Here is an 18,306-nt window from a genome sequence, read left to right as displayed (position 1 = left end):
CGACCATGACCCTGCACCTGCCCACCTCGTTAGGCCCGACCTCGTCCGCGTCCACACCGGCGTCGCGGTCCTCGTCGGCCGCGCCGACCCGCCGCTCCCTGCTCGTCGGGGGCGCCGCCTCCCTCGCGTCGCTCGCCCTCGTGCCCGCCGCCGCCGGTCGGGCCGCGGCGGCGGGTGCCGGCCCCACGGCATCCGGCGCCCCGGTGCTGGTCGGGCGCGAGACCTCCGCCGCGGAGCAGCGCACGGTCACCCGTCGTTGGGCGGCCGACACGTGGCGCAGCCTCGTCGCGATGACCGACGAGGTCACCGGTCTGCCGGCCGACAACATCACCGAGTCGCTCGTGGCCGGCGACCGGTCGGGCTACACCTCGCCGACGAACATCGGCGGGTACCTCTGGTCGACCGTCGTCGCGCGCGAGCTCGGCCTCATCACCCGCGCCGAGGCCAGCTCACGCCTCGTGCGCACCCTGCGCACCGTCGCGCGGCTGCAGCACCACCGCCCGAGCGGCATGTTCTACAACTGGTACGACGAGGCGAGCGGTGACGTGCTGACGACGTGGCCCGACAGCGGCGACACCGTCTACCCGTTCCTCTCCAGCGTCGACAACGGGTGGCTCGGCGCCGCCCTGCTCGTCGTCAAGGGCGCCGACCGCGCGGCCGCCCCGCTCGCGCAGCGCATCTTCGGGCGCATGCGCTGGGACATGTTCTACGACGAGACCGGCTCGCCGCGCCCGGGCGGTCTCATCCACGGCGGCTTCTACGACGGGGCCACCCCTCCCGACTTCCCCGGCATCACGGGCAACCACATCGGGGTCGGGCCCGACGTCACGTACACGCCGAACTACTACGACACCACGGTGTCGGAGACGCGCATCACGACCTACCTCGGCCTCATCGCCGGGCAGATCCCGCCGAAGAACTACTACGCCCTCTGGCGCACCTTCCCGCAGTCCTGCGACTGGAGCTGGCCCGAGATGGAGCCGGTCGGGGTCATGCGCACCTACTTCGGCCAGGAGGTCTTCGAGGGGGCCCACACGTACCGCGGCCTGCACGTCGTGCCCGGCTGGGGCGGCAGCATGTTCGAGGAGCTCATGCCCGACGTCTTCGTGCCCGAGGAGACGTGGGCGCCGCGCAGCTGGGGCCGCAACCACCCTCTGCACGTGCGCGCCCAGCGGGAGCACGGCCTCATCGAGGCCGGCTACGGCTACTGGGGGTTCAGCCCGTCGAGCAACCCGGCCGGCGGGTACCGCGAGTACGGCGTCGACGCGCTCGGGCTCAACCCCGACGGCTACTTCTCCGACCAGGAGAAGACCAACTACGACCCCGGCTACGGCGACTGTCGTGCCGCCACCAACCCGAACCCCACCTTCGGCGACGGTGTCGTCACCCCGCACGCGGCCTTCCTCGCCATGATGCACGAGCCGCAGCAGGCGTTCACCAACCTGCGCGGCATCCAGCGCGAGCTGGGCGCCTACGGCCGGGGTGGCTTCTTCGACGCCGTCGCGGTGCGCTCGGGCCAGGTCGCGCGCCGCTACCTCTCCCTCGACCAGGCCATGGTCATGGGCGCGGTCGGCAACGTGCTCTGCCGTGACGTCGTGCGACGCGCGTTCAGCACCAAGGCGGTCGAGCGGGCGCTGCGCCCCGTCATCGGCATCGAGACGTTCGGGGCGGGCCGCGCATGACCGACACCTCCCTCGCGAGCGGGGTGCGGCCGGTCAGCCCGCGCACCCGGGAGGCCCAGCGCGTCGCCGACGACGGCACCCGCTACCGCGACCTCAACGGCAACGGGCGCCTCGACCCCTACGAGGACCCGCGCCTCGACGTCGACACCCGCGTCGACGACCTGCTGGCGCGGCTCTCACTGGAGGAGAAGGTCGGCCTGCTCTTCCACACGGTCATCGAGGCCGGCGCCGACGGGTCGGTGCTCGAGCACCCCGGCGCCATCAGCAAGTCGCCGACGACGGAGGTGGTGACGCGAAAGCACCTGTCCCACTTCAACGTCCACGCCCTCGACGACGCCCGCATGGCGGCCCGGTGGCACAACACCCTTCAGGCGATCGCCGAGACCACGCCCCACGGCATCCCGGTGACGATCTCCACAGACCCGCGCCACGCGTTCATCGAGAACGCCGGGGTGTCGTTCGCGGCCAAGGCGTTCTCGCAGTGGCCCGAGCCGCTGGGGCTGGCGGCCCTCGGCGACGCCGACCTCGTGCGCCGGTTCGCCGACGTCGTGCGGCAGGAGTACACGGCGGTCGGGATCCGGGCCGCCCTGCACCCCACCCTCGACCTCGCCACCGAGCCGCGGTGGGCCCGGCAGGCCGGCACGTTCGGCCAGGACCCGGGTCTCGTCACGCGCCTCGGGGTCGCCTACCTCGAAGGGCTGCAGGGTGACTCGCTCGGCGCGAACAGCGTCGCCTGCACGACCAAGCACTTCCCCGGCGGCGGCCCGCAGAAGGACGGCGAGGACGCGCACTTCCCGTACGGACGCGAGCAGGTCTACCCCGGTGGGCGGTTCGCCGACCACCTGGCCCCCTTCCCGGCGGCCATCGCCGCGGGCACGGCGGGGATCATGCCGTACTACGGGATGCCGGTCGGTCTCGAGGTCGACGGCCGCCCCGTCGACGAGGTGGGCTTCGGCTACAACCGGCAGGTCGTCACCGACCTGCTGCGCGGCGAGCTCGGCTACGACGGCGTGGTGCTCACCGACTGGGAGCTCGTCAACGACAACCACGTCGGCGACCAGGTGCTGCCGGCGCGGGCGTGGGGGGTCGAGCACCTCGACCCGCACGGGCGCATGGAGCTCATCCTCCACGCTGGGGCCGACCAGTTCGGCGGGGAGGAGTGCGTCGAGATCCTGCTCGACCTCGTCGCCGCCGGCCGGGTCAGCGAGGCCCGGGTCGACGAGTCGGCCCGCCGGCTGCTCGCCGCGAAGTTCCGCCTCGGCCTGTTCGACGACCCCTACGTCGACGAGGACGCCGCAGCCGTGACGGTCGGTCGTGCCGACTTCCGCGACGAGGGGTACCGCACCCAGGCGCGGTCGGTGACGGTGCTCGCCGACGACGGTCGCCTACCACTGGCGCGCGGCCTCAAGGTGTACGCCGAGCGGGTCTCGGCCGAGGCGGTGGCCCGGCTCGGTGAGCAGGTCGACCGGCCCGAGGACGCCGACGTCGCCCTCGTGCGGCTCGGGGCGCCCTTCGAGCCGCGGTCCGACCTCTTCCTCGAGTCGTGGTTCCACCAGGGGTCCCTCGACTTCCCGCCCGGCCTCGTCTCCCGGCTCGCCCGGGTCGCTGCGGCCTGCCCGCTCGTCGTCGACGTCGTGCTCGACCGGCCTGCGGTCGTGACGCCGCTGCTCGACGTCGCGTCGGTGCTCGTCGGCAGCTACGGGACGTGCGACGACGCGCTCGTCGACGCGCTCACCGGGACCGTCGCGCCCGAGGGTCGGCTGCCGTTCGACCTCCCGCGCTCGATGGACCAGGTGCGGGCCCACGGCGAGGACGTCCCCGGCTACGACGACCCGTTGTTCCCGTTCGGGCACGGACTCACGGCACCCGCCTGACCGGGCCCACCGGCATCCGGGGCCCTGTCCCTGAGCCCGTCGAGTGGTCACGCCGCCCACACCCCGGGTGGCGTGACCACTCGACGGGGGCCACGCGCACTCTCGACGGGGTCAGCCGGTGTAGCCCTCGACCGTGCGCTCGCTGCGCACCTGCGCCTCGTCGGGGTCGTCGCCGAACTCGCGCTTGGCCCGCCGCTGGCGCAGCAGGTCCCAGCAGCGGTCGAGCTCGACCTCGACCGACCGGAGCCGGTCGTGCTCCTCGTCGGCGCTGATGGCGCCCTGCTGCAGCTGCGCACGCAGCCGGTGCTCCTCGTCGATGAGCGAGCCGATGTGGGCCTGGATGTCGATGTCCTGCGCCATGCACCCACCCTGCCATCGCCCCACGGCGGCTGTCACCCGTAACGTGTCGCGCAGTGCAGAGGGAATGACCGTCGCAGTGGTTGTGACGACGGCCCTCGTCGACGGTCGAGGAGGACCGAATGGGACGTGCCACCGTCCGGCTGGACCCTGCGTTCGCGGTGGGTCCCGTACGGCCCCGGCTCTTCGGGTCGTTCGTCGAGCACATGGGCCGATGCGTCTACACCGGTATCTACGAACCGTCGCACCCGGATGCCGACGAGCTCGGGTTCCGCACGGACGTCGCCCATCTCGTGCGTGAGCTCGGCGTCACCGTCGTGCGCTACCCGGGCGGCAACTTCGTGTCGAACTACCGGTGGGAGGACGGGGTCGGCGCCAAGGCCGACCGGCCCACCCAGCTCGATCTCGCCTGGCGGTCGGTCGAGACGAACCAGGTCGGCACCGACGACTTCGTCGACTGGGCCCGCTCCGTCGGGGTCGAGCCGATGATGGCGGTCAACCTCGGCACCCGCGGCCCGAGCGAGGCGGTCGAGCTGCTGCTCTACTGCAACGGCGACCCGGGCACGCAGTGGCCCGACCGCCGCGCGCAGAACGGGCACGTCGAACCGCACGACGTGCGCGTGTGGTGCCTCGGCAACGAGATGGACGGGCCGTGGCAGATGGGCCACAAGACCGCCGAGGAGTACGCCCGGGTCGCCGAGGAGACGGCGCGGGCCATGCGCCGGGTCGACCGCGACCTCGAGCTCGTCGCCTGCGGGTCGTCGAGCCGCGGCATGCCGACCTTCGGCACGTGGGAACGGGTCGTGCTCGAGCGGTGCTTCGACCTCGTCGACCACGTCTCGGCCCACGCCTACTACGAGCCGCTCGACGGCGACGTCGACTCCTTCCTGGCCAGCGCCGAGGACATGAACCGCTTCATCCAGTCGGTCGTCGCGACCGCCGACCACGTCGCGGCGGTTCGCGGGTCGGACAAGCGCATCATGGTCAGCTTCGACGAGTGGAACGTGTGGCGCCAGCAGGGCTTCGACGGCGAGAGCTCCCTCGCCGTGCGCGAGGCGCCCGAGCTCATCGAGGACGTCTACGACGTCACCGACGCCGTGGTCGTCGGAAGCCTGCTCGCGACGCTGCTGCAGCACGCCGACCGGGTCTCGATGGCCTGCCAGGCGCAGCTCGTCAACGTCATCGCCCCGATCATGACCGAGCCCGGCGGTGCGTCGTGGCGCCAGACGATCTACCACCCCTTCGCCCTGACGGCCCGGTACGCGCGGGGCATGGTGCTGCGGCCGGCCGTCGTCTGCGACCGGGTCGACACGGCCGCCTACGGGCCGGTCGACCAGCTCGTCGTCACGGCGACGCTCGACGACACGGGTGAGGGCGGTGCCGACCTCACCGTGTTCTTCGCCAACCGGAGCCGCACCGAGCCCGTCGAGCTGACCCTCGACGTCGCCGCCGCCGTCGGCGCCGCGCCGGGGGACTGGACCCTCGTCGAGCACCTCGCCCTGTACGACGACGACCCCACCGCGACCAACACCCGGCTGGAGCCGGACCGGGTCGTGCCCCGTCCGGGGGGTGCCCGCACCGAGGGCGACACCCTCACCGCCACGCTGCCACCGACGTCGTGGCACTGCATCCGCCTCACCGAGGCGGTCTCACGCTGACCACCCGGCTCCGGGTCTCCGACCGGGCGACGACGCGGGCAGCGAGCGTCGGGCAATCCGGTCCGCCGAGGGTTCCGAAGACCGGGTATCAGCCCGGGCCTCACGGTCTCTGACTGGAAAGGTCGGAGCGGGAGATTCGGGGGCTCCCGCTCCGCTCTCTCAGACTTTGGTGGTTGGCCCGTCGCGGTACGTGAACCACCACGGAGCCCGACCCCTGACCGGGGCCGGGCTCCTTCGTCGTCGGTGGGCGGATCTCGCGGCGGGTCAGGCCGTGCGGGCGGAGGCGACGACCTGCCCGCTGCTCGTGCGCACCTCGACCGCCCGGATCTCGTCGGGCCGCAGCGCCGTCGCCCCTGTCACGCGGGAGTACCCGGACGGGGTGGCCCGCCACGAGGCGACCGAGCTCGAGCGGCCCTGCGCGTCGGTGACGTAGAGCAGCAGCTCACCGTCACGGGGCAGGTCCTCGCAGTCGAGGTCGAGCTGCGTGCCCCAGCCACGGGTGACGAGGGCGACGTCGACGCGGACCGGCTCGCTGCCGGCCGCAGTGGCGACGACGTGGGTCGTCGGCGGCTCGGGGTCGAGCAGGGCCGGTCCGAGCGTGGCGCCGAGCGCGAAGACGGCGACGGTGGCCGCGGCCGCTCCCACGCCGGCCCAGACACGACGCCGGCGCCGCCTCCGGGCGAGGCGCGTGACGAGCGAGCTCACGTCGCCCGACCCGGGGCCGACGACACCTGCCGTGGGCGGGGAGCCAGCCCCACCGGCATCCGCAAGGCCGTCGACGGCGTCGGGGTCCGACAGATCGAGCAGGTGGGGGAGCCCGGACACCTGGCCGAGCTCGCCCTGGCACTGTCGGCAGGTGCGCAGGTGCTCGCTGAAGGTGCGCCGGTCGCTCTCGCTGAGGCCGCCGAGGACGTAGGCGCCGAGGAGCAGGTGGTCGTCGTCGGCACTCATCGGGTCACCCCCATCTCGTCGAGCACGGCGCGCAGGTTGCGCACCGCGTAGTAGGCCCGTGACTTCACGGTGCCCTCGGGGACGCCGAGCCGGCTGGCGGTCTCGGCGACCGAGAGGCGCTGGTAGTACAGGCTCCTCACGATCTCCCGGTGGTTCGGCTGCAGGCGTCCGAGGGCCTCCTCGACGAGCACCTGGTCGAGTGCGCGGTCGATGGCGGCGTCGGCGTCGCCCGTCCCGGTGCCCTCGACGGCCTCGACCGCGTCGGACAGGTGCACCTCCCGTACCCGCCGGCCGGCCGCGCGGTGCTGGTCGACGATGAGGTGTCGGGCGGTCGTGATGAGGTAGGCGCGCAGGCTGTCGGCCTCCGGGGCCTGGCGCCAGACCCGCAGGATCGTCTCCTGCACGATGTCCTCGACCCGGTCGGAGTCGCTCGTCGCGCGCCAGACGACCCGGCGCAGCATGGGGGCGTGCTCGCGGTAGATGGCGGCCACCGCGTCCTCGTCCAGCGGCACGGCCCCTCCCTCCACGTCGTCGCGCCCAGTCTGCCGCACCCAAGGACGTCCCCCAACGCCCCACGGTTCACCGTCGAGAGGGCGCGTGGCCCCCGTCGAGTGGTCAAGGCCGTCGTTCTGGCCCGGCCGAGGCGCACGGATGCCGGGTGGCGGGCGTCCGCGAGTGGGCCGCGGCCCACGAGGGCCCGGGGTTGCCTACGGTGGGCCCATGTCCGCGACCGACCCGCACCCGGTGACGGGGCAGCCGTTCCCGTCGCCGGTCCCACCGGGCACCGGCTGGCCCGGCGACCCCGCCGAGCCCGAGACGCCCGTCGCGACCACGGCGCCCCAGGTGATCCGGCTGGCCCGCACTGCCCTGGACGTCTCCGAGCTCGACGCGCGCATCAGCGTCTGTCGGGCCTGCCCCCGCCTCGTCGACTGGCGCGAGTCGGTCGCCGTCACCGGGCGCCGCGCCTCCTTCGCCGACCAGCCGTACTGGGGTCGCCCCGGGCCGAGCTTCGGGGACCCCGACGCCGACGTCCTCATCGTCGGTCTCGCGCCGGCGGCCAACGGCACCAACCGAACCGGCCGCATGTTCACCGGGGACCGCTCGGGTGACTGGCTGTACGCGGCGCTCCACCGCGCGGGCTTTGCGAGCCAACCGAGCTCGGTGGCCGCCGGCGACGGGCTCGAGCTCACCGGCATCCGCATCGTGGCCACCGTGCGGTGCGCGCCCCCGGAGAACAAACCGACCACGGTCGAGAAGGCGACGTGCGCGCCGTGGCTCGACCGTGATCTCGAGCTGTGCGAGCCCCGGCTGCGCTCGATGCTCGCGCTCGGCGGCATCGCGTGGGACGCCGCCCTCGGAGCCGCGCGTCGCCGCGGCTGGCACGTGCCGCGCCCCAAGCCGCGCTTCGGACACGGCGCCGAGGCCGATCTCACCACCGCGGACGGCAGGGTCGTGCGCCTCGTCGGCAGCTACCACGTCAGCCAGCAGAACACCTTCACCGGCAGGCTCACCGAGGCGATGCTCGACGACGTGCTCCGGCGGCTGTGACGCCACGACTGTGGTTGGCTCGTGACATGTCGGCACACAGCATCGTCGGGACCACCTGGGTCGTGCGTGAGATCGGCGGCGAGCCGACGGGCTCGCCGCAGCCCGAGATCGTCTTCGGCGACGAAGGGCGCCTCACCGGCACGACCGGCGTCAACCGGCTCATGGGCGGCTACGAGGTCGACGGCGCGCAGCTCGTCTTCGCCGGAGGTACCGCCACGACGCGCATGGCCGGTCCTCCCGAGATGATGCGCCAGGAGCAGGGCCTCGCCGCCCTGCTCACCGGGTCGGTGCCGTTCGAGCTCGACGGTGGCCGTCTCGTGCTCGGGTCGCCGGATGCCGGTGGGCCGGGTCACGCGGTCCTCGAGCGCGTCGCGGGTGGGCCCGACGACGGCGGGTCCTCCGCGGCCGCGGCCCAGGCGGGCGAGACCGACCAGGGCCTCGCCCAGACCTCGCCGGCCCAGACACCCGGCGCCGAGAACGGCTGAGCCCCGACCCGGTCCGCCCCGGGTTACCGTGGAGAGATGTCGGCGGGAAGCCCTTGGTACGAGACCGCGGTCGAGCGGCAGATCCGTGAGGCGCAGGAGCGTGGCGACTTCGACGACCTGCCCGGCGCCGGCAAGCCCCTCGACCTCGGTGATCTCGACGACCCCGACTGGTGGGTCAAGCGGATGGCCCGACGGGAGCAGCTCGACCTCGGTGCGGCTCTTCCCGGAGCCCTCGGTCTGCGCAAGGAGGCGGCGGGCTACCCCGAGTCGCTGCTCGACCTGAACCGTGAGGCGCAGGTGCGGGAGGTGCTCGTCGACTACAACCGTCGCGTCATCGAGGACCGCCGACGGCCCGTCGTCGGCAACCTGCCCCCGACCCTGGCCCGCATCATCGACGTCGACGAGATGGTCGATCGGTGGCGCGTGCTTCACGACGAGCGCGTAGCCGCCGCCCGGGATCGGGCCGCAGCGGCGGCCGCCGAGCGACAGGCGGCGGACGAGGCGGCTCGCACCGCCCGCCGCGATGCACGGTGGTGGCGACGGCTGACCCGTCGCGTCCGCTGACCGCCCCGCCGTCAGGCGGGGCGCGACCGGTGACCACTCGACGGGGTCGAGTTGACCTCTCGACGGGGTCTATCTGGCCTTTCGACGGGGTCTATCTGGCCTTTCGACGGGGTCAGGTCGGGGGGAGGAGGACGCGGGTGTTGGGCAGGGCGTTGAGCGACGGGTGGCCGAGGCCGGCCCGGCGGGCCGAGATGTCGGTCGGGCGCGCGCTGCGGGGCCGGTCGTAGCCGACGGCCTGCACCTCGAACTCCTGGATCTGCGCCGGCTCGACCGGGGTCAGGTGGATCATGCACACCAGCTCACCCCGCTCGCCGGGGATGGTCCACGTGACGTCGGCCGGGGTCACCGCCGACGTCACGTCGGCGAGCGGTCGTGGGTCGTGCAACGGGCCGACCTGCTCGACCAGCCGGGCGATGTCGTCGCGCCGCAGGGCGAGCGGCCGGTCGAAGTCGACGTTGTCGGCGAAGACCTCGGCGGCGAGGGCGTCGTCCCAGCCGCGCACGAGGGACTCGGCGTGTCGGCGCAGCTCGACCGTCTCGGGCCACAGCCTCACCGTGCGAGCCGCGGCGTCGGCCCGGTCGAGCACGAGCATGAGCGCGTCCTTGGTCAGCGCGACGGGGTTGCCGCGGTGGCTGTTGGTCAGGGTCACGACGCCGTGGCCGGAGTCGGGGTGCCAGCTCATGAAGAGCGTGAAGCCGGGCAGTCCGCCGGCGTGCGACACGAGGGTGCCGCGGTGGAGGTCCTGCTGCACCATGAGCCCGAGGGCGTACCCCGTGACCGTGACGCGGTGACCGCCCGTCGGCAGTGCGGTGAGCGAGGGCAGGTCGAGCTGGTGCAGTCGCTGCAGCTCACGGCGCGAGGCCCGGCTGAGCACCTCGGCCTCCCCGCTCTGCTCGCCCGGTGACCGGAACGCCTCACCGAGCCACGTCACCCACCGGGCGAGGTCGCGCACCGAGCTCTGGATGCCGCCCGCCGCCGCGAAGGCGCCCGACGCCACCCAGGGGAAGGGCGTCCACCGCCCCTCCTCGTCGAGCGAGTAGCCGGTCGCCCGCCGGTACGTGCCGGCCTCGGGCGCGGCGTTGTCGAACCACGTCGAGGTGAGGCCGAGCGGCACGAACACCTCGTCGTGCACGAACTGCTCGATGGTCGTGCCCGCGGCCCGGCCGACGGCGAGCCCGGCGAGGGTGAAGCCGAGGTTGGAGTACTCGTAGCCCGACCCCGGCGCGCCGCTGTAGCGCAGCCCCTTGCCCAGCTGCACGAGCAGCTCGTCGACGGGGGCGTCGATGAAGGGGTCGACCCACGAGTTGTCCTCGGTGAGGCCCCCGCCCATGCTGAAGAGCATCCGCAGCGTCGGCGGGTCGTACGGGTCGAGCGCCGTTCCGCCGCCGGGGAACTCGGGGATGAGGTCGCTGACGGGGGCGTCGAGGTCGAGCAGGCCCCGGTCGCGGGCGACGAGGGCCGCGCAGGCGACGAAGCTCTTGCTCATCGAGGCGATGGGGAACACCGTGTCGAGGTCGGGCACCGCGCCCGCGTCGTCGACGGTGCCGAACCCACGCGAGTGCCCGAGGCCGTCGGGGCCGACGAGACCGTAGACGAGCCCCGTCGACTGCCCGGATGCCGGGTAGCCGGCGAAGAGCGCGTCCAGCTCGTCCTCGACACTGACCCTCAGGTGCTCGCTCGACATCGTGCCCTCTCGTCCTTCGGCCGGTTCGGGGTCGGCACGGACGCCGACCCGACCCGCACCACGGTCGCGGGCAGGCCTCACGGTAGGGCCGGCCCCGAGCCCCGCCACTGTGGCGCGCCACCATTTCGACCGCCACGAATTGTCGGCCGGGCCAAACAACGCGAGGTCGCCGCGTCCCTACTGTGCTCGTCACGACCCGGCACCTGGTCCCCCGGGCCGACGTCGACCGCGGTCGCCGACTGAGAGGAAACGCCGTGCGGCTCTCCCGAAAAGCCCTCATCGTCAGCCTGATCGGCACGGCGCTCGTCGCCTCGGCCTGCTCCTCGAGCCCCGGAGGGTCGGCCGGTGGCACCGGTGCCGACGCGGGCGCCGCCGCCGGCGGAGACCTCGTGATGGCACGCGCCGACGAGCCGAGCAGCCTCATCCCGTCGGTGCCGACCGACAACGCGTCGATCTGGACCATGGAGGAGATCTACGACACCCTCCTCGTCCCCTCGCAGGACGGGCTCAAGCTCGAGCCGTCACTCGCGACGAAGTGGGAGCAGTCGGCCGACAAGCTGAGCTGGACCTTCACGCTGCGCGACGGCGCCACCTTCAGCGACGGCAAGCCGGTCACGTCGGCCGACGTGAAGTTCAGCATCGACCAGAACCGCAAGGAGGAGGCGCCCTTCTACTTCCTCAACGCCGTCATCAAGGACATCAAGACCCCCGACGACACGACCATCGTCTTCACGACGAAGGTCCCGTGGTCGCCGCTGCCGTCGACGATGGCCCTCTACGCCAACTCCATCGTCCCCAAGGACTACGGCGGCAAGTCGGTCGACGAGTTCAACGCAGCGCCGATCGGGTCCGGTCCGTTCGCCTTCGACCACTGGACGAAGGGCAGCGAGCTCAAGCTCGTCAAGAACGCGAAGTACTGGGACACGGGCAAGCCCCTGCTCGACTCGGTGACCTTCACCGTCGTCGCCGACAGCAACACCCGCTCGACGCAGCTCGCCGGCGGCCAGAGCCAGATCAACGAGTACCCGCCCTACTCGACGATCAAGGGACTGCAGGCCCAGCCCAACGTCAAGGTCACCGCGTTCCCCTCGAGCGAGGTCGACTACTTCGGGATGAACACGTCGAAGAAGCCGTTCGACGACGTCAACGTGCGCCAGGCCGTCGCCCAGGCCATCGACAAGGAGGCCATCCGCTCGGCCGTCCTCTTCGGCAACGGCGAGGTGGCCACGACCTTCCTCTCGCCGGCGACGTGGGGCCACAGCGAGGCCGCCGGCCCGACGTTCGACGTGACGGCCGCCAAGGCCACGCTCGCGAAGTCGGCCTACCCCGACGGGTTCAAGACGACCCTGACCACCGCGGCCGGCAACCAGAACGCCAACGCGACGGCCCAGCTCATCCAGTCGAGCCTGGCCAAGATCGGCATCCAGGTGACGCTGCAGACGCTCGACCCGTCGGCGCTGCGCGACGCCAAGAAGGCCGGCAACTACGAGATGGGCCTCGGCCTCTACACGACCGACGTCATCGACCCCGACGAGATCGCCCGGTTCGCCGGCACCAACGCGGGCGGCTCGCAGATGCTCTACACCTTCTTCACCAGCGACGAGCTGACGAAGCTGGCCGACGCCGCGAGCGCCGACGAGAACCAGGCGACGCGCAAGAAGTCGTACGACGCCATGCAGCAGATCGTCCTCGACCAGGCGCCCTACGTGCCGCTGTACTACGCGCCCTCCGTCTACTCGTACTCGAACAAGGTGCAGAACTTCCACCCCGGTGCGACGGGCAACTACTTCCTCAAGAACGTGTCGCTGGCGCCGTGAGCCCGGATGCCGTGAGGGTGCGCCACGCGGTGCGCACCGTGCCGTCGTGGCTGGCCCTGCGGATGGCCCTGGGGCGAGCACCGCGGCGGGCTCGGCGGCGGGCTCGGGTGGCACCCGCATGATGCGGTGGCTGGCCCGGCGCCTGCTGCTCGCCGTGCCGGTGGTCTGGGGCGTCATCACCATCTCGTTCGTGCTCATGCGCCTGTCGCCCGGCGACCCCGCGCGAACCGCGCTGGGAGACAAGGCGAGCCAGGCCGCCGTCGACGCGCTGCGGCGCCAGTGGGGGCTGGACCAGAGCCTCGGCGCGCAGTACCTCGGCTACCTCGGCGGCGTCGTGCGCGGTGACCTCGGCCGGTCGCTCTACTTCCGCTCGCCGATCTCCGGCCTGCTCGAGCAGCGGCTGCCCGTGACCCTGGCGCTCATGGTGCTGGGGGCCGTCATCGCTGCCGCGATCGCGGTCCCGCTGGCGAGCGCCGGAGCCGCGCGGTCCGGTGGCGTGGCCGACCACGTGACGCGGCTGCTCAACGCCGTCCTGCAGGGGGCGCCGGCCTTCCTCGTCGGCGGCCTGCTGCTGCTCTTCCTCGGCGTCAAGGTCCCGATCTTCCCCGCCGGTGGCTACCCGCAGTCGTGGGGCGGTCGGGCGCTCGCCCTCGTGCTGCCGGCGCTCACCATCGCCCTCGGCATCGTGCCGCTGCTCGTGCGCGGACTGCGGGCGGCGATGGCCGAGTCGCTGACGAGCGAGTACGTCGCCTTCGCCCGCTCCAAGGGGCTGGGCGAGCGCGTCGTGCGCACCCGCTACGTGCTGCGCAACGCCGGCATCTCGGGGGTGAGCATCCTCGGCATCCAGGTGGGCGCGCTCGCGAGCGGCGCCCTCGTCGTCGAGCAGGTGTTCGCCATCCCGGGGATGGGCTCGATGCTCATGACCGGCATCCTCAACCGCGACTACCTCGTCGTGCAGGGCTGCACGTTCGTCTTCGGCCTGCTCGTCGTCGTCGTGTACCTGCTCACCGACCTCGCCTACGCCCGGCTCGACCCGAGAGCGAGGCTCGCATGAGCGACACCGCTGCGCTGACCCCCACCGTGCGCACCCGCCTGACGCTGCCCTCGGGCATCGGGCGCGGCAACGTCGCGCTCGTCGTCGGGCTCGTCATCCTCGCCGTCATCGTGGCGGCGGCCCTCGCCGCGCCGCTGCTGACCCGCTGGGACCCGATCGAGCCCGACCCCCTCGCCACCCTGCTGCCGCCGAGCGGCGAGCACCTCTTCGGCACCGACAACCTCGGGCGCGACATCTTCACCCGCGTGCTCTACGGCGCCCGCAGCGACCTCACCCTCGCCAGCGTCGCCGTTCTCGCGCCCTTCGTCATCGGGCTGGCCGTCGGCATCCTCTGCGGCTACGTCGGCGGCTGGTTCGACGTCGTCGTCATGCGGGTCGCCGACATCGTCACCGCCTTCCCGTTCTTCATCCTCGTCATCTCGCTCGTCTTCGTCCTCGGTGGCGGGGTCTGGACCATCTTCATCGCCATCACCGCGGTGTCGTGGGTGGCCTACGCCCGCATCGTGCGTGCCGAGACGATGGTGCTGCGCAACACCGAGTTCGTCGCCGCGAGCAGGGTCGGTGGCATCTCGACGGCCCGCATCATGACCCGGCACATCGCCCCCAACGTGCTGACGCAGGCGATCGTCTACGCGATGAGCGACATCGTCATGAACGTCGGCGTCATCGTGACCCTCAGCTACTTCGGCCTCGGCATCGTGCCGCCGACCCCCGACTGGGGCGCGATGATGGCCGACGGCCAGCAGTTCCTCGCCGCCGACTACTACGGGCTCACCCTCTTCCCGGCCGCGGCCGTCGTGCTCACGAGCCTCGCGCTCGCGCTCGTCGGCGAGGGCCTGGCCCACGTCCTGCGGATCGAGCGGTGAGCGGCGTGAGCGGAGTGGGTGCGGTGGGCGCCGGGACCGGTGGCAGGAGGGACCCCCTCGCGGTGCCCGTCCTCGAGGTGGAGGGTCTGACCCTGTCGCTGGGGGAGGGGCCGGATGCCGCCCGCATACTCGACGACGTGTCGTTCACCGTCGCCGCGGGTGAGGCCCGTGGGTTCGTCGGCGAGTCCGGCTCGGGCAAGAGCATGACGCTGCGGGCGGTCATGGGCATCCTGCCGCCGACGGTGCACGTCGACGCCGGCCGGATCCTGTTCCGCGGCGAGGAGATCGTGTCCGCCGGCACCACCGGCCCGGTCGGCCCGCGCTCGCGCGGCGCCGCGGCCGGCCGGCTGCAGCGGCTGCGGGGCACCGGCATCGCGATGATCTTCCAGGAGCCGTCGGTCGCCCTCAACCCGGTCACGACCGTCGGCGAGCAGATCGTCGACGCGGTGCGGCGTCGTCAGGGCCTGTCACGACGGCAGGCGCGGGAGCGCGCCCTCGAGCTGATGGAGCTCGTCGGCATCCGGGAGCCCGCCCGGCGGCTCGGCAGCTACCCCTTCGAGCTGTCGGGCGGCATGCGCCAGCGCGTGATGATCGCCGCCGCCGTCGCGGGCGAGCCCCAGCTCATCCTCTGCGACGAGCCGACGACGGCCCTCGACGTCACGGTGCAGGCGCAGATCCTCGCCCTGTTCACCCGGGTGCGCGACGAGCTCGACGCCGCGCTGCTCTACGTCACCCACGACCTCGGTGTCGTCGCGCAGCTGTGCGACTCGCTGACCGTGCTCTACTCCGGGTCGGTCATGGAGTCGCGACCCGACCTGCGGGCGGCCTTCGACGAGCCCTGGCACCCCTACACCCGCGCCCTGCTCGACTCGACGCCCGACATCGACCACCTCGAGCAGCGGCTGCGCACCATCCCCGGCAGCGCCCCGACCCCGCGGGACCGACCCGACGGGTGCCCCTTCGCGCCGCGCTGCGAGCGGGTGCAGGACGACTGCCGGCACGGCCGGATCCCCGACACCGCGCGGTCGAGGGCGACGGAGGTGCACTGCCTCCACCCGCTCGGCTCGGGGCCTGGCGGTGTGCCGTCGGGCGAAAGTGCCGGTTCAGCAGGCGGTTCGGATGCCGACGCGGCCACCGACCCCTCCACCGAGGCGACCGAGAGGCAGGCGGCCCGATGACCGACACCGCGCCAAGAGGCGGACCCGGACCGGCCGACGGGCGCACACCCCTGCTCGAGTGCGAGGACCTCGTCGTCACCTTTCCCCGCGGTCGGGGCCAGGAGCCGTTCGTGGCCGTCGACCACGCCTCTCTCACCGTAGGTGCCGGTGAGGTGATCGGGCTCGTCGGCGAGTCGGGCTCCGGCAAGTCGACGATCGCCCGCAGCGTCGTCGGCCTGCAGCCGCTCGACAGCGGGACGATGCGGTTCGAGGGCAAGGCGCTCGGAGCCCGTCGCAGCGTGCGCGAGCGGGGGCGGATGCAGATGGTGTTCCAGGACCCGTACGGCTCGCTCGACCCGCGCATGAGCATCCGCGGCACGCTGGCCGAGGTCGTGCGGCGGCACAGCCCGCTGCGTGGGGCCGACGTCGGCCGCCGGTGCGCCGAGCTGCTCGACCTCGTCGCCCTGCCGTCGGCGCTGCTCGACTCGCGGCCGGCCGGCATGTCGGGGGGGCAGCGACAGCGCGTCGCCATCGCCCGTGCCCTCGCCGCCGGGCCGCGGCTGCTCGTCGCCGACGAGGCGGTCGCCGCCCTCGACGTGTCGGTGCAGGCCGGCATCGTCAACCTCCTCGCCGACCTGAGACACGACGTCGGGCTCTCCATCCTCTTCATCTCGCACGACCTGTCGATCGTGCGCACGCTGTGTGACCGAGTGGCCGTCATCCACCTCGGCCGCATCGTCGAGGAGCAGGCCTGCGCCGACCTCTACGAGAACCCGCAGCAGGAGTACACGCGCGCCCTGCTCTCGGCCATCCCCCGACTGCACGCACGCCGCGAGCCGGCCTGAGCGTCACCGTGGCGCCGCCGCCCCCACCTGGCCCGGGTCCCGGCCTGACGTGGTCCGACCTCGTTAGCATCGAGACGATGGACACCCGCGCGCCCCGACGCCCGCGGGGGCGGACCGACGGCGGGTCGTCGCTCACGCTCGGCGAGCTCGTCGACCTCCTCGGCGACCCGGTGCTGCGCCTCGTCGCAGCACCGGACGGCGTCGACGTGGCCCTGACGGGACCGCTCGTCGAGGGGCTCGACGACGGTGACCCGCCGGCCGGCGAAGGCCGGCTGCTGCTGTGCACCGGACAGGTGACGGGCGACGACGGGCTCGACGCCGTGCTGCTGGCCGCCGCGGCCCGGGGCGTCACCGGGGTCGTGCTCAAGGGCCTCGAGCTCGCGCAGCCCACGGTCGAGCGGCTCAGCCGCACGCACGGCGTCGCGGTGCTCAGCACCCCCGTCGCCACCTCGTGGCGACACCTCGACCGGCTCGTGTCCGCGGCGTGCGACACGGCCAGTTCGGGCCGTGGGTTCACCGCCGCGCCGAGCGCCGACCTCTTCACGCTCGCCAACGAGATCGCCTACGCCGTCGGCGGGGCCGTGACGATCGAGGACAACGCCGACCGCGTCCTCGCCCACTCGAACCTGCCCCACCAGGAGATCGACGACTCCCGCCGTCAGACCATCCTCGGTCGAGAGGTCCCCGAGATGGCCCGGCAGAGCAACTCCGTGCCACGCACCGTCCCCGACGGCCAGGTCGTGCACCTCCCGCCGGTGTCCGACGGCGAGCTCGGTCGCATGGCGGCCGTCGTGCGGCTCGGTCCCGAGATCCTCGGCACGGTGTGGGTCGTCGAGCGCGAACGGCTGGGACCGGCATCCGAGCAGGCGCTGCAGGGCGGGGCGTCGGTCGTCGCGCTCCACCTCATCCGCGCCCGCTCCGTCTCCGACCCCGACCGCCGGGCCCGCGTCGACGCCCTCATGACGCTGCTCGACGGCGCCGAGGGTCGCACGGGGGCGGCCGCCCGCCTCGGGCTCGACGACCGCTCGGCCTACGCGGTGCTCGCGATGGGCCCCGACTCGGATGCCGGTGACACCGACCTCGAGACCGCGCGCCTGCTCGAGGTGGCCGGCATCTACTGCGGCGCGTGGCACCCGTCGTCGGTGTGCGCGATCTCCGGGTCGACGGTCTACGCGCTCGTGCCCGTGCGCGACACCCCCGGGGCGGCCGAGCACCTGCGCCGCATGGCCCTCGACGTCGTGCGGACCGTGCGGCGCACCTCGTCGTTCCCGGTGCGGGTCGGTATCGGGTCGATCGCCGTCGGACGCGACGAGATCAGCACGAGCCGGCGCGTCGCCGACACCGTGCTGCGCGCCATCGTGGCCGGCCACGACGTCGACGTGGCCGCCGCCGACGAGGTACGCAGCCGGGTCGTGCTGGCCGAGCTGCGGGCCTCCGCGCTGGGGGCGTTCGACCTCGGCGTCAGCCCGGTGCAGGCGCTCGTCGAGCACGACCGCCGCCGTGGCTCGGAGTACGCGCGGACCCTGCTCGTGTGGCTCGACTCGTTCGGCGAGACGCGGGTCGCGGCGGCCGCCTTGTTCGTGCACGAGAACACGCTGCGCTACCGGGTGCGGCGCATCACCGAGCGGTTCGGCATCGACCTCGCCGACCCCCACGTGCGGCTCGTGACGTGGCTCGAGCTGCGGCTGCGGTCCTGACCGACGTCGTCGCAGCCCACAACGACCGACCCCCGAAATGATCGGGGCGGATGAAGCAGCGGGCCCG

At 73.0% G+C, this 18,306-nt stretch carries 16 protein-coding genes; 12 read left to right on the top strand and 4 right to left on the bottom strand.

The features are described from left to right. Positions 1-5 precede the first annotated feature (5 nt). Positions 6-1,682 carry a glucoamylase family protein gene (locus DFJ68_RS14145; protein WP_121034195.1) on the top strand — a complete coding sequence of 559 codons (1,677 nt, stop codon included), beginning with the start codon at positions 6-8 and terminating at the stop codon, positions 1,680-1,682. Continuing rightward, positions 1,679-3,556: a glycoside hydrolase family 3 protein gene (locus tag DFJ68_RS14140; protein ID WP_121034193.1), complete on the top strand. Its 1,878-nt coding sequence runs from the start codon at positions 1,679-1,681 to the stop codon at positions 3,554-3,556. The genes DFJ68_RS14145 and DFJ68_RS14140 overlap by 4 nt, the downstream gene beginning before the upstream one ends. A gap of 111 nt (positions 3,557-3,667) precedes the next feature. Here DFJ68_RS14140 and DFJ68_RS14135 read toward each other — a convergent pair whose 3' ends face one another. Continuing rightward, entirely contained in the window at positions 3,668-3,916 is a 249-nt protein-coding gene (locus DFJ68_RS14135; protein WP_121034191.1) for a DUF2630 family protein, read from the bottom strand. Positions 3,917-4,035: 119 nt separating this feature from the next. Between DFJ68_RS14135 and arfA the strand changes: the two genes are divergently transcribed. Continuing rightward, positions 4,036-5,571, top strand: a complete 1,536-nt coding sequence (arfA, locus tag DFJ68_RS14130) for an arabinosylfuranosidase ArfA (protein ID WP_121034189.1) — start codon at positions 4,036-4,038, stop codon at positions 5,569-5,571. Positions 5,572-5,835: 264 nt separating this feature from the next. Here the strand turns inward: arfA and DFJ68_RS14125 are convergent, their stop codons facing one another. Together DFJ68_RS14125 and DFJ68_RS14120 are read right to left on the bottom strand one after the other, a co-directional pair. Beyond that, on the bottom strand, positions 5,836-6,522 hold the full coding sequence (locus tag DFJ68_RS14125) for an anti-sigma factor family protein (RefSeq protein ID WP_121034187.1): 687 nt from the start codon (positions 6,520-6,522) through the stop codon (positions 5,836-5,838). Next, on the bottom strand, positions 6,519-7,034 hold the full coding sequence (locus DFJ68_RS14120) for a sigma-70 family RNA polymerase sigma factor (RefSeq protein WP_121035396.1): 516 nt from the start codon (positions 7,032-7,034) through the stop codon (positions 6,519-6,521). The genes DFJ68_RS14125 and DFJ68_RS14120 overlap by 4 nt, the downstream gene beginning before the upstream one ends. Positions 7,035-7,242: 208 nt before the next feature. Here DFJ68_RS14120 and DFJ68_RS14115 point away from each other — a divergent pair, with 208 nt between their 5' ends. Genes DFJ68_RS14115 through DFJ68_RS14105 form a run of 3 tightly spaced genes read left to right on the top strand, consistent with a single transcriptional unit; the run spans position 7,243 to position 9,119 of the window. Next, on the top strand, positions 7,243-8,070 hold the full coding sequence (locus DFJ68_RS14115) for a uracil-DNA glycosylase (RefSeq protein WP_121034184.1): 828 nt from the start codon (positions 7,243-7,245) through the stop codon (positions 8,068-8,070). 26 nt (positions 8,071-8,096) lie between these two features. Further along, entirely contained in the window at positions 8,097-8,555 is a 459-nt protein-coding gene (locus DFJ68_RS18530) for an META domain-containing protein (RefSeq protein WP_184509740.1), read from the top strand. Positions 8,556-8,591: 36 nt separating this feature from the next. Further along, a complete protein-coding gene (locus DFJ68_RS14105) occupies positions 8,592-9,119 on the top strand; it encodes a DnaJ family domain-containing protein (RefSeq protein ID WP_121034182.1) in 528 nt (175 codons plus the stop codon). A 112-nt stretch (positions 9,120-9,231) separates the two neighbouring features. On the opposite strand, the gene DFJ68_RS14100 is transcribed toward DFJ68_RS14105, so the two are convergent. Next, positions 9,232-10,803, bottom strand: a complete 1,572-nt coding sequence (locus DFJ68_RS14100; protein WP_121034180.1) for a serine hydrolase domain-containing protein — start codon at positions 10,801-10,803, stop codon at positions 9,232-9,234. A 254-nt stretch (positions 10,804-11,057) separates the two neighbouring features. Here DFJ68_RS14100 and DFJ68_RS14095 point away from each other — a divergent pair, with 254 nt between their 5' ends. From DFJ68_RS14095 to DFJ68_RS14070, 6 genes are all read left to right on the top strand, one after another. After that, complete coding sequence (locus DFJ68_RS14095; RefSeq protein ID WP_147431596.1) at positions 11,058-12,620, top strand: ABC transporter substrate-binding protein; 1,563 nt, start codon at positions 11,058-11,060, stop codon at positions 12,618-12,620. A gap of 118 nt (positions 12,621-12,738) precedes the next feature. Further along, entirely contained in the window at positions 12,739-13,674 is a 936-nt protein-coding gene (locus DFJ68_RS14090; RefSeq protein WP_121034176.1) for an ABC transporter permease, read from the top strand. Further along, positions 13,671-14,540, top strand: coding sequence for an ABC transporter permease (locus DFJ68_RS14085; RefSeq protein ID WP_121034174.1), 870 nt, complete (start codon positions 13,671-13,673; stop codon positions 14,538-14,540). Before DFJ68_RS14090 ends, DFJ68_RS14085 begins: the two co-directional genes overlap by 4 nt. Further along, positions 14,537-15,718 (top strand): ABC transporter ATP-binding protein, encoded by a 1,182-nt coding sequence (locus DFJ68_RS14080; protein WP_211333371.1) that lies wholly within the window; start codon positions 14,537-14,539, stop codon positions 15,716-15,718. The genes DFJ68_RS14085 and DFJ68_RS14080 overlap by 4 nt, the downstream gene beginning before the upstream one ends. Beyond that, positions 15,715-16,542 (top strand): ABC transporter ATP-binding protein, encoded by an 828-nt coding sequence (locus DFJ68_RS14075; RefSeq protein WP_121034172.1) that lies wholly within the window; start codon positions 15,715-15,717, stop codon positions 16,540-16,542. The genes DFJ68_RS14080 and DFJ68_RS14075 overlap by 4 nt, the downstream gene beginning before the upstream one ends. Before the next feature lie 77 nt (positions 16,543-16,619). Further along, positions 16,620-18,239 carry a PucR family transcriptional regulator gene (locus tag DFJ68_RS14070; protein WP_121034170.1) on the top strand — a complete coding sequence of 540 codons (1,620 nt, stop codon included), beginning with the start codon at positions 16,620-16,622 and terminating at the stop codon, positions 18,237-18,239. Positions 18,240-18,306: the final 67 nt, after the last annotated feature.

Origin of the sequence: Terracoccus luteus (genome assembly GCF_003635045.1) — a bacterium.
Taxonomy (GTDB): domain Bacteria; phylum Actinomycetota; class Actinomycetes; order Actinomycetales; family Dermatophilaceae; genus Terracoccus; species Terracoccus luteus.
The sequence above is the reverse complement of the archived record's forward strand: the minus strand, read 5'-3'. Positions and strand labels throughout refer to the sequence as shown.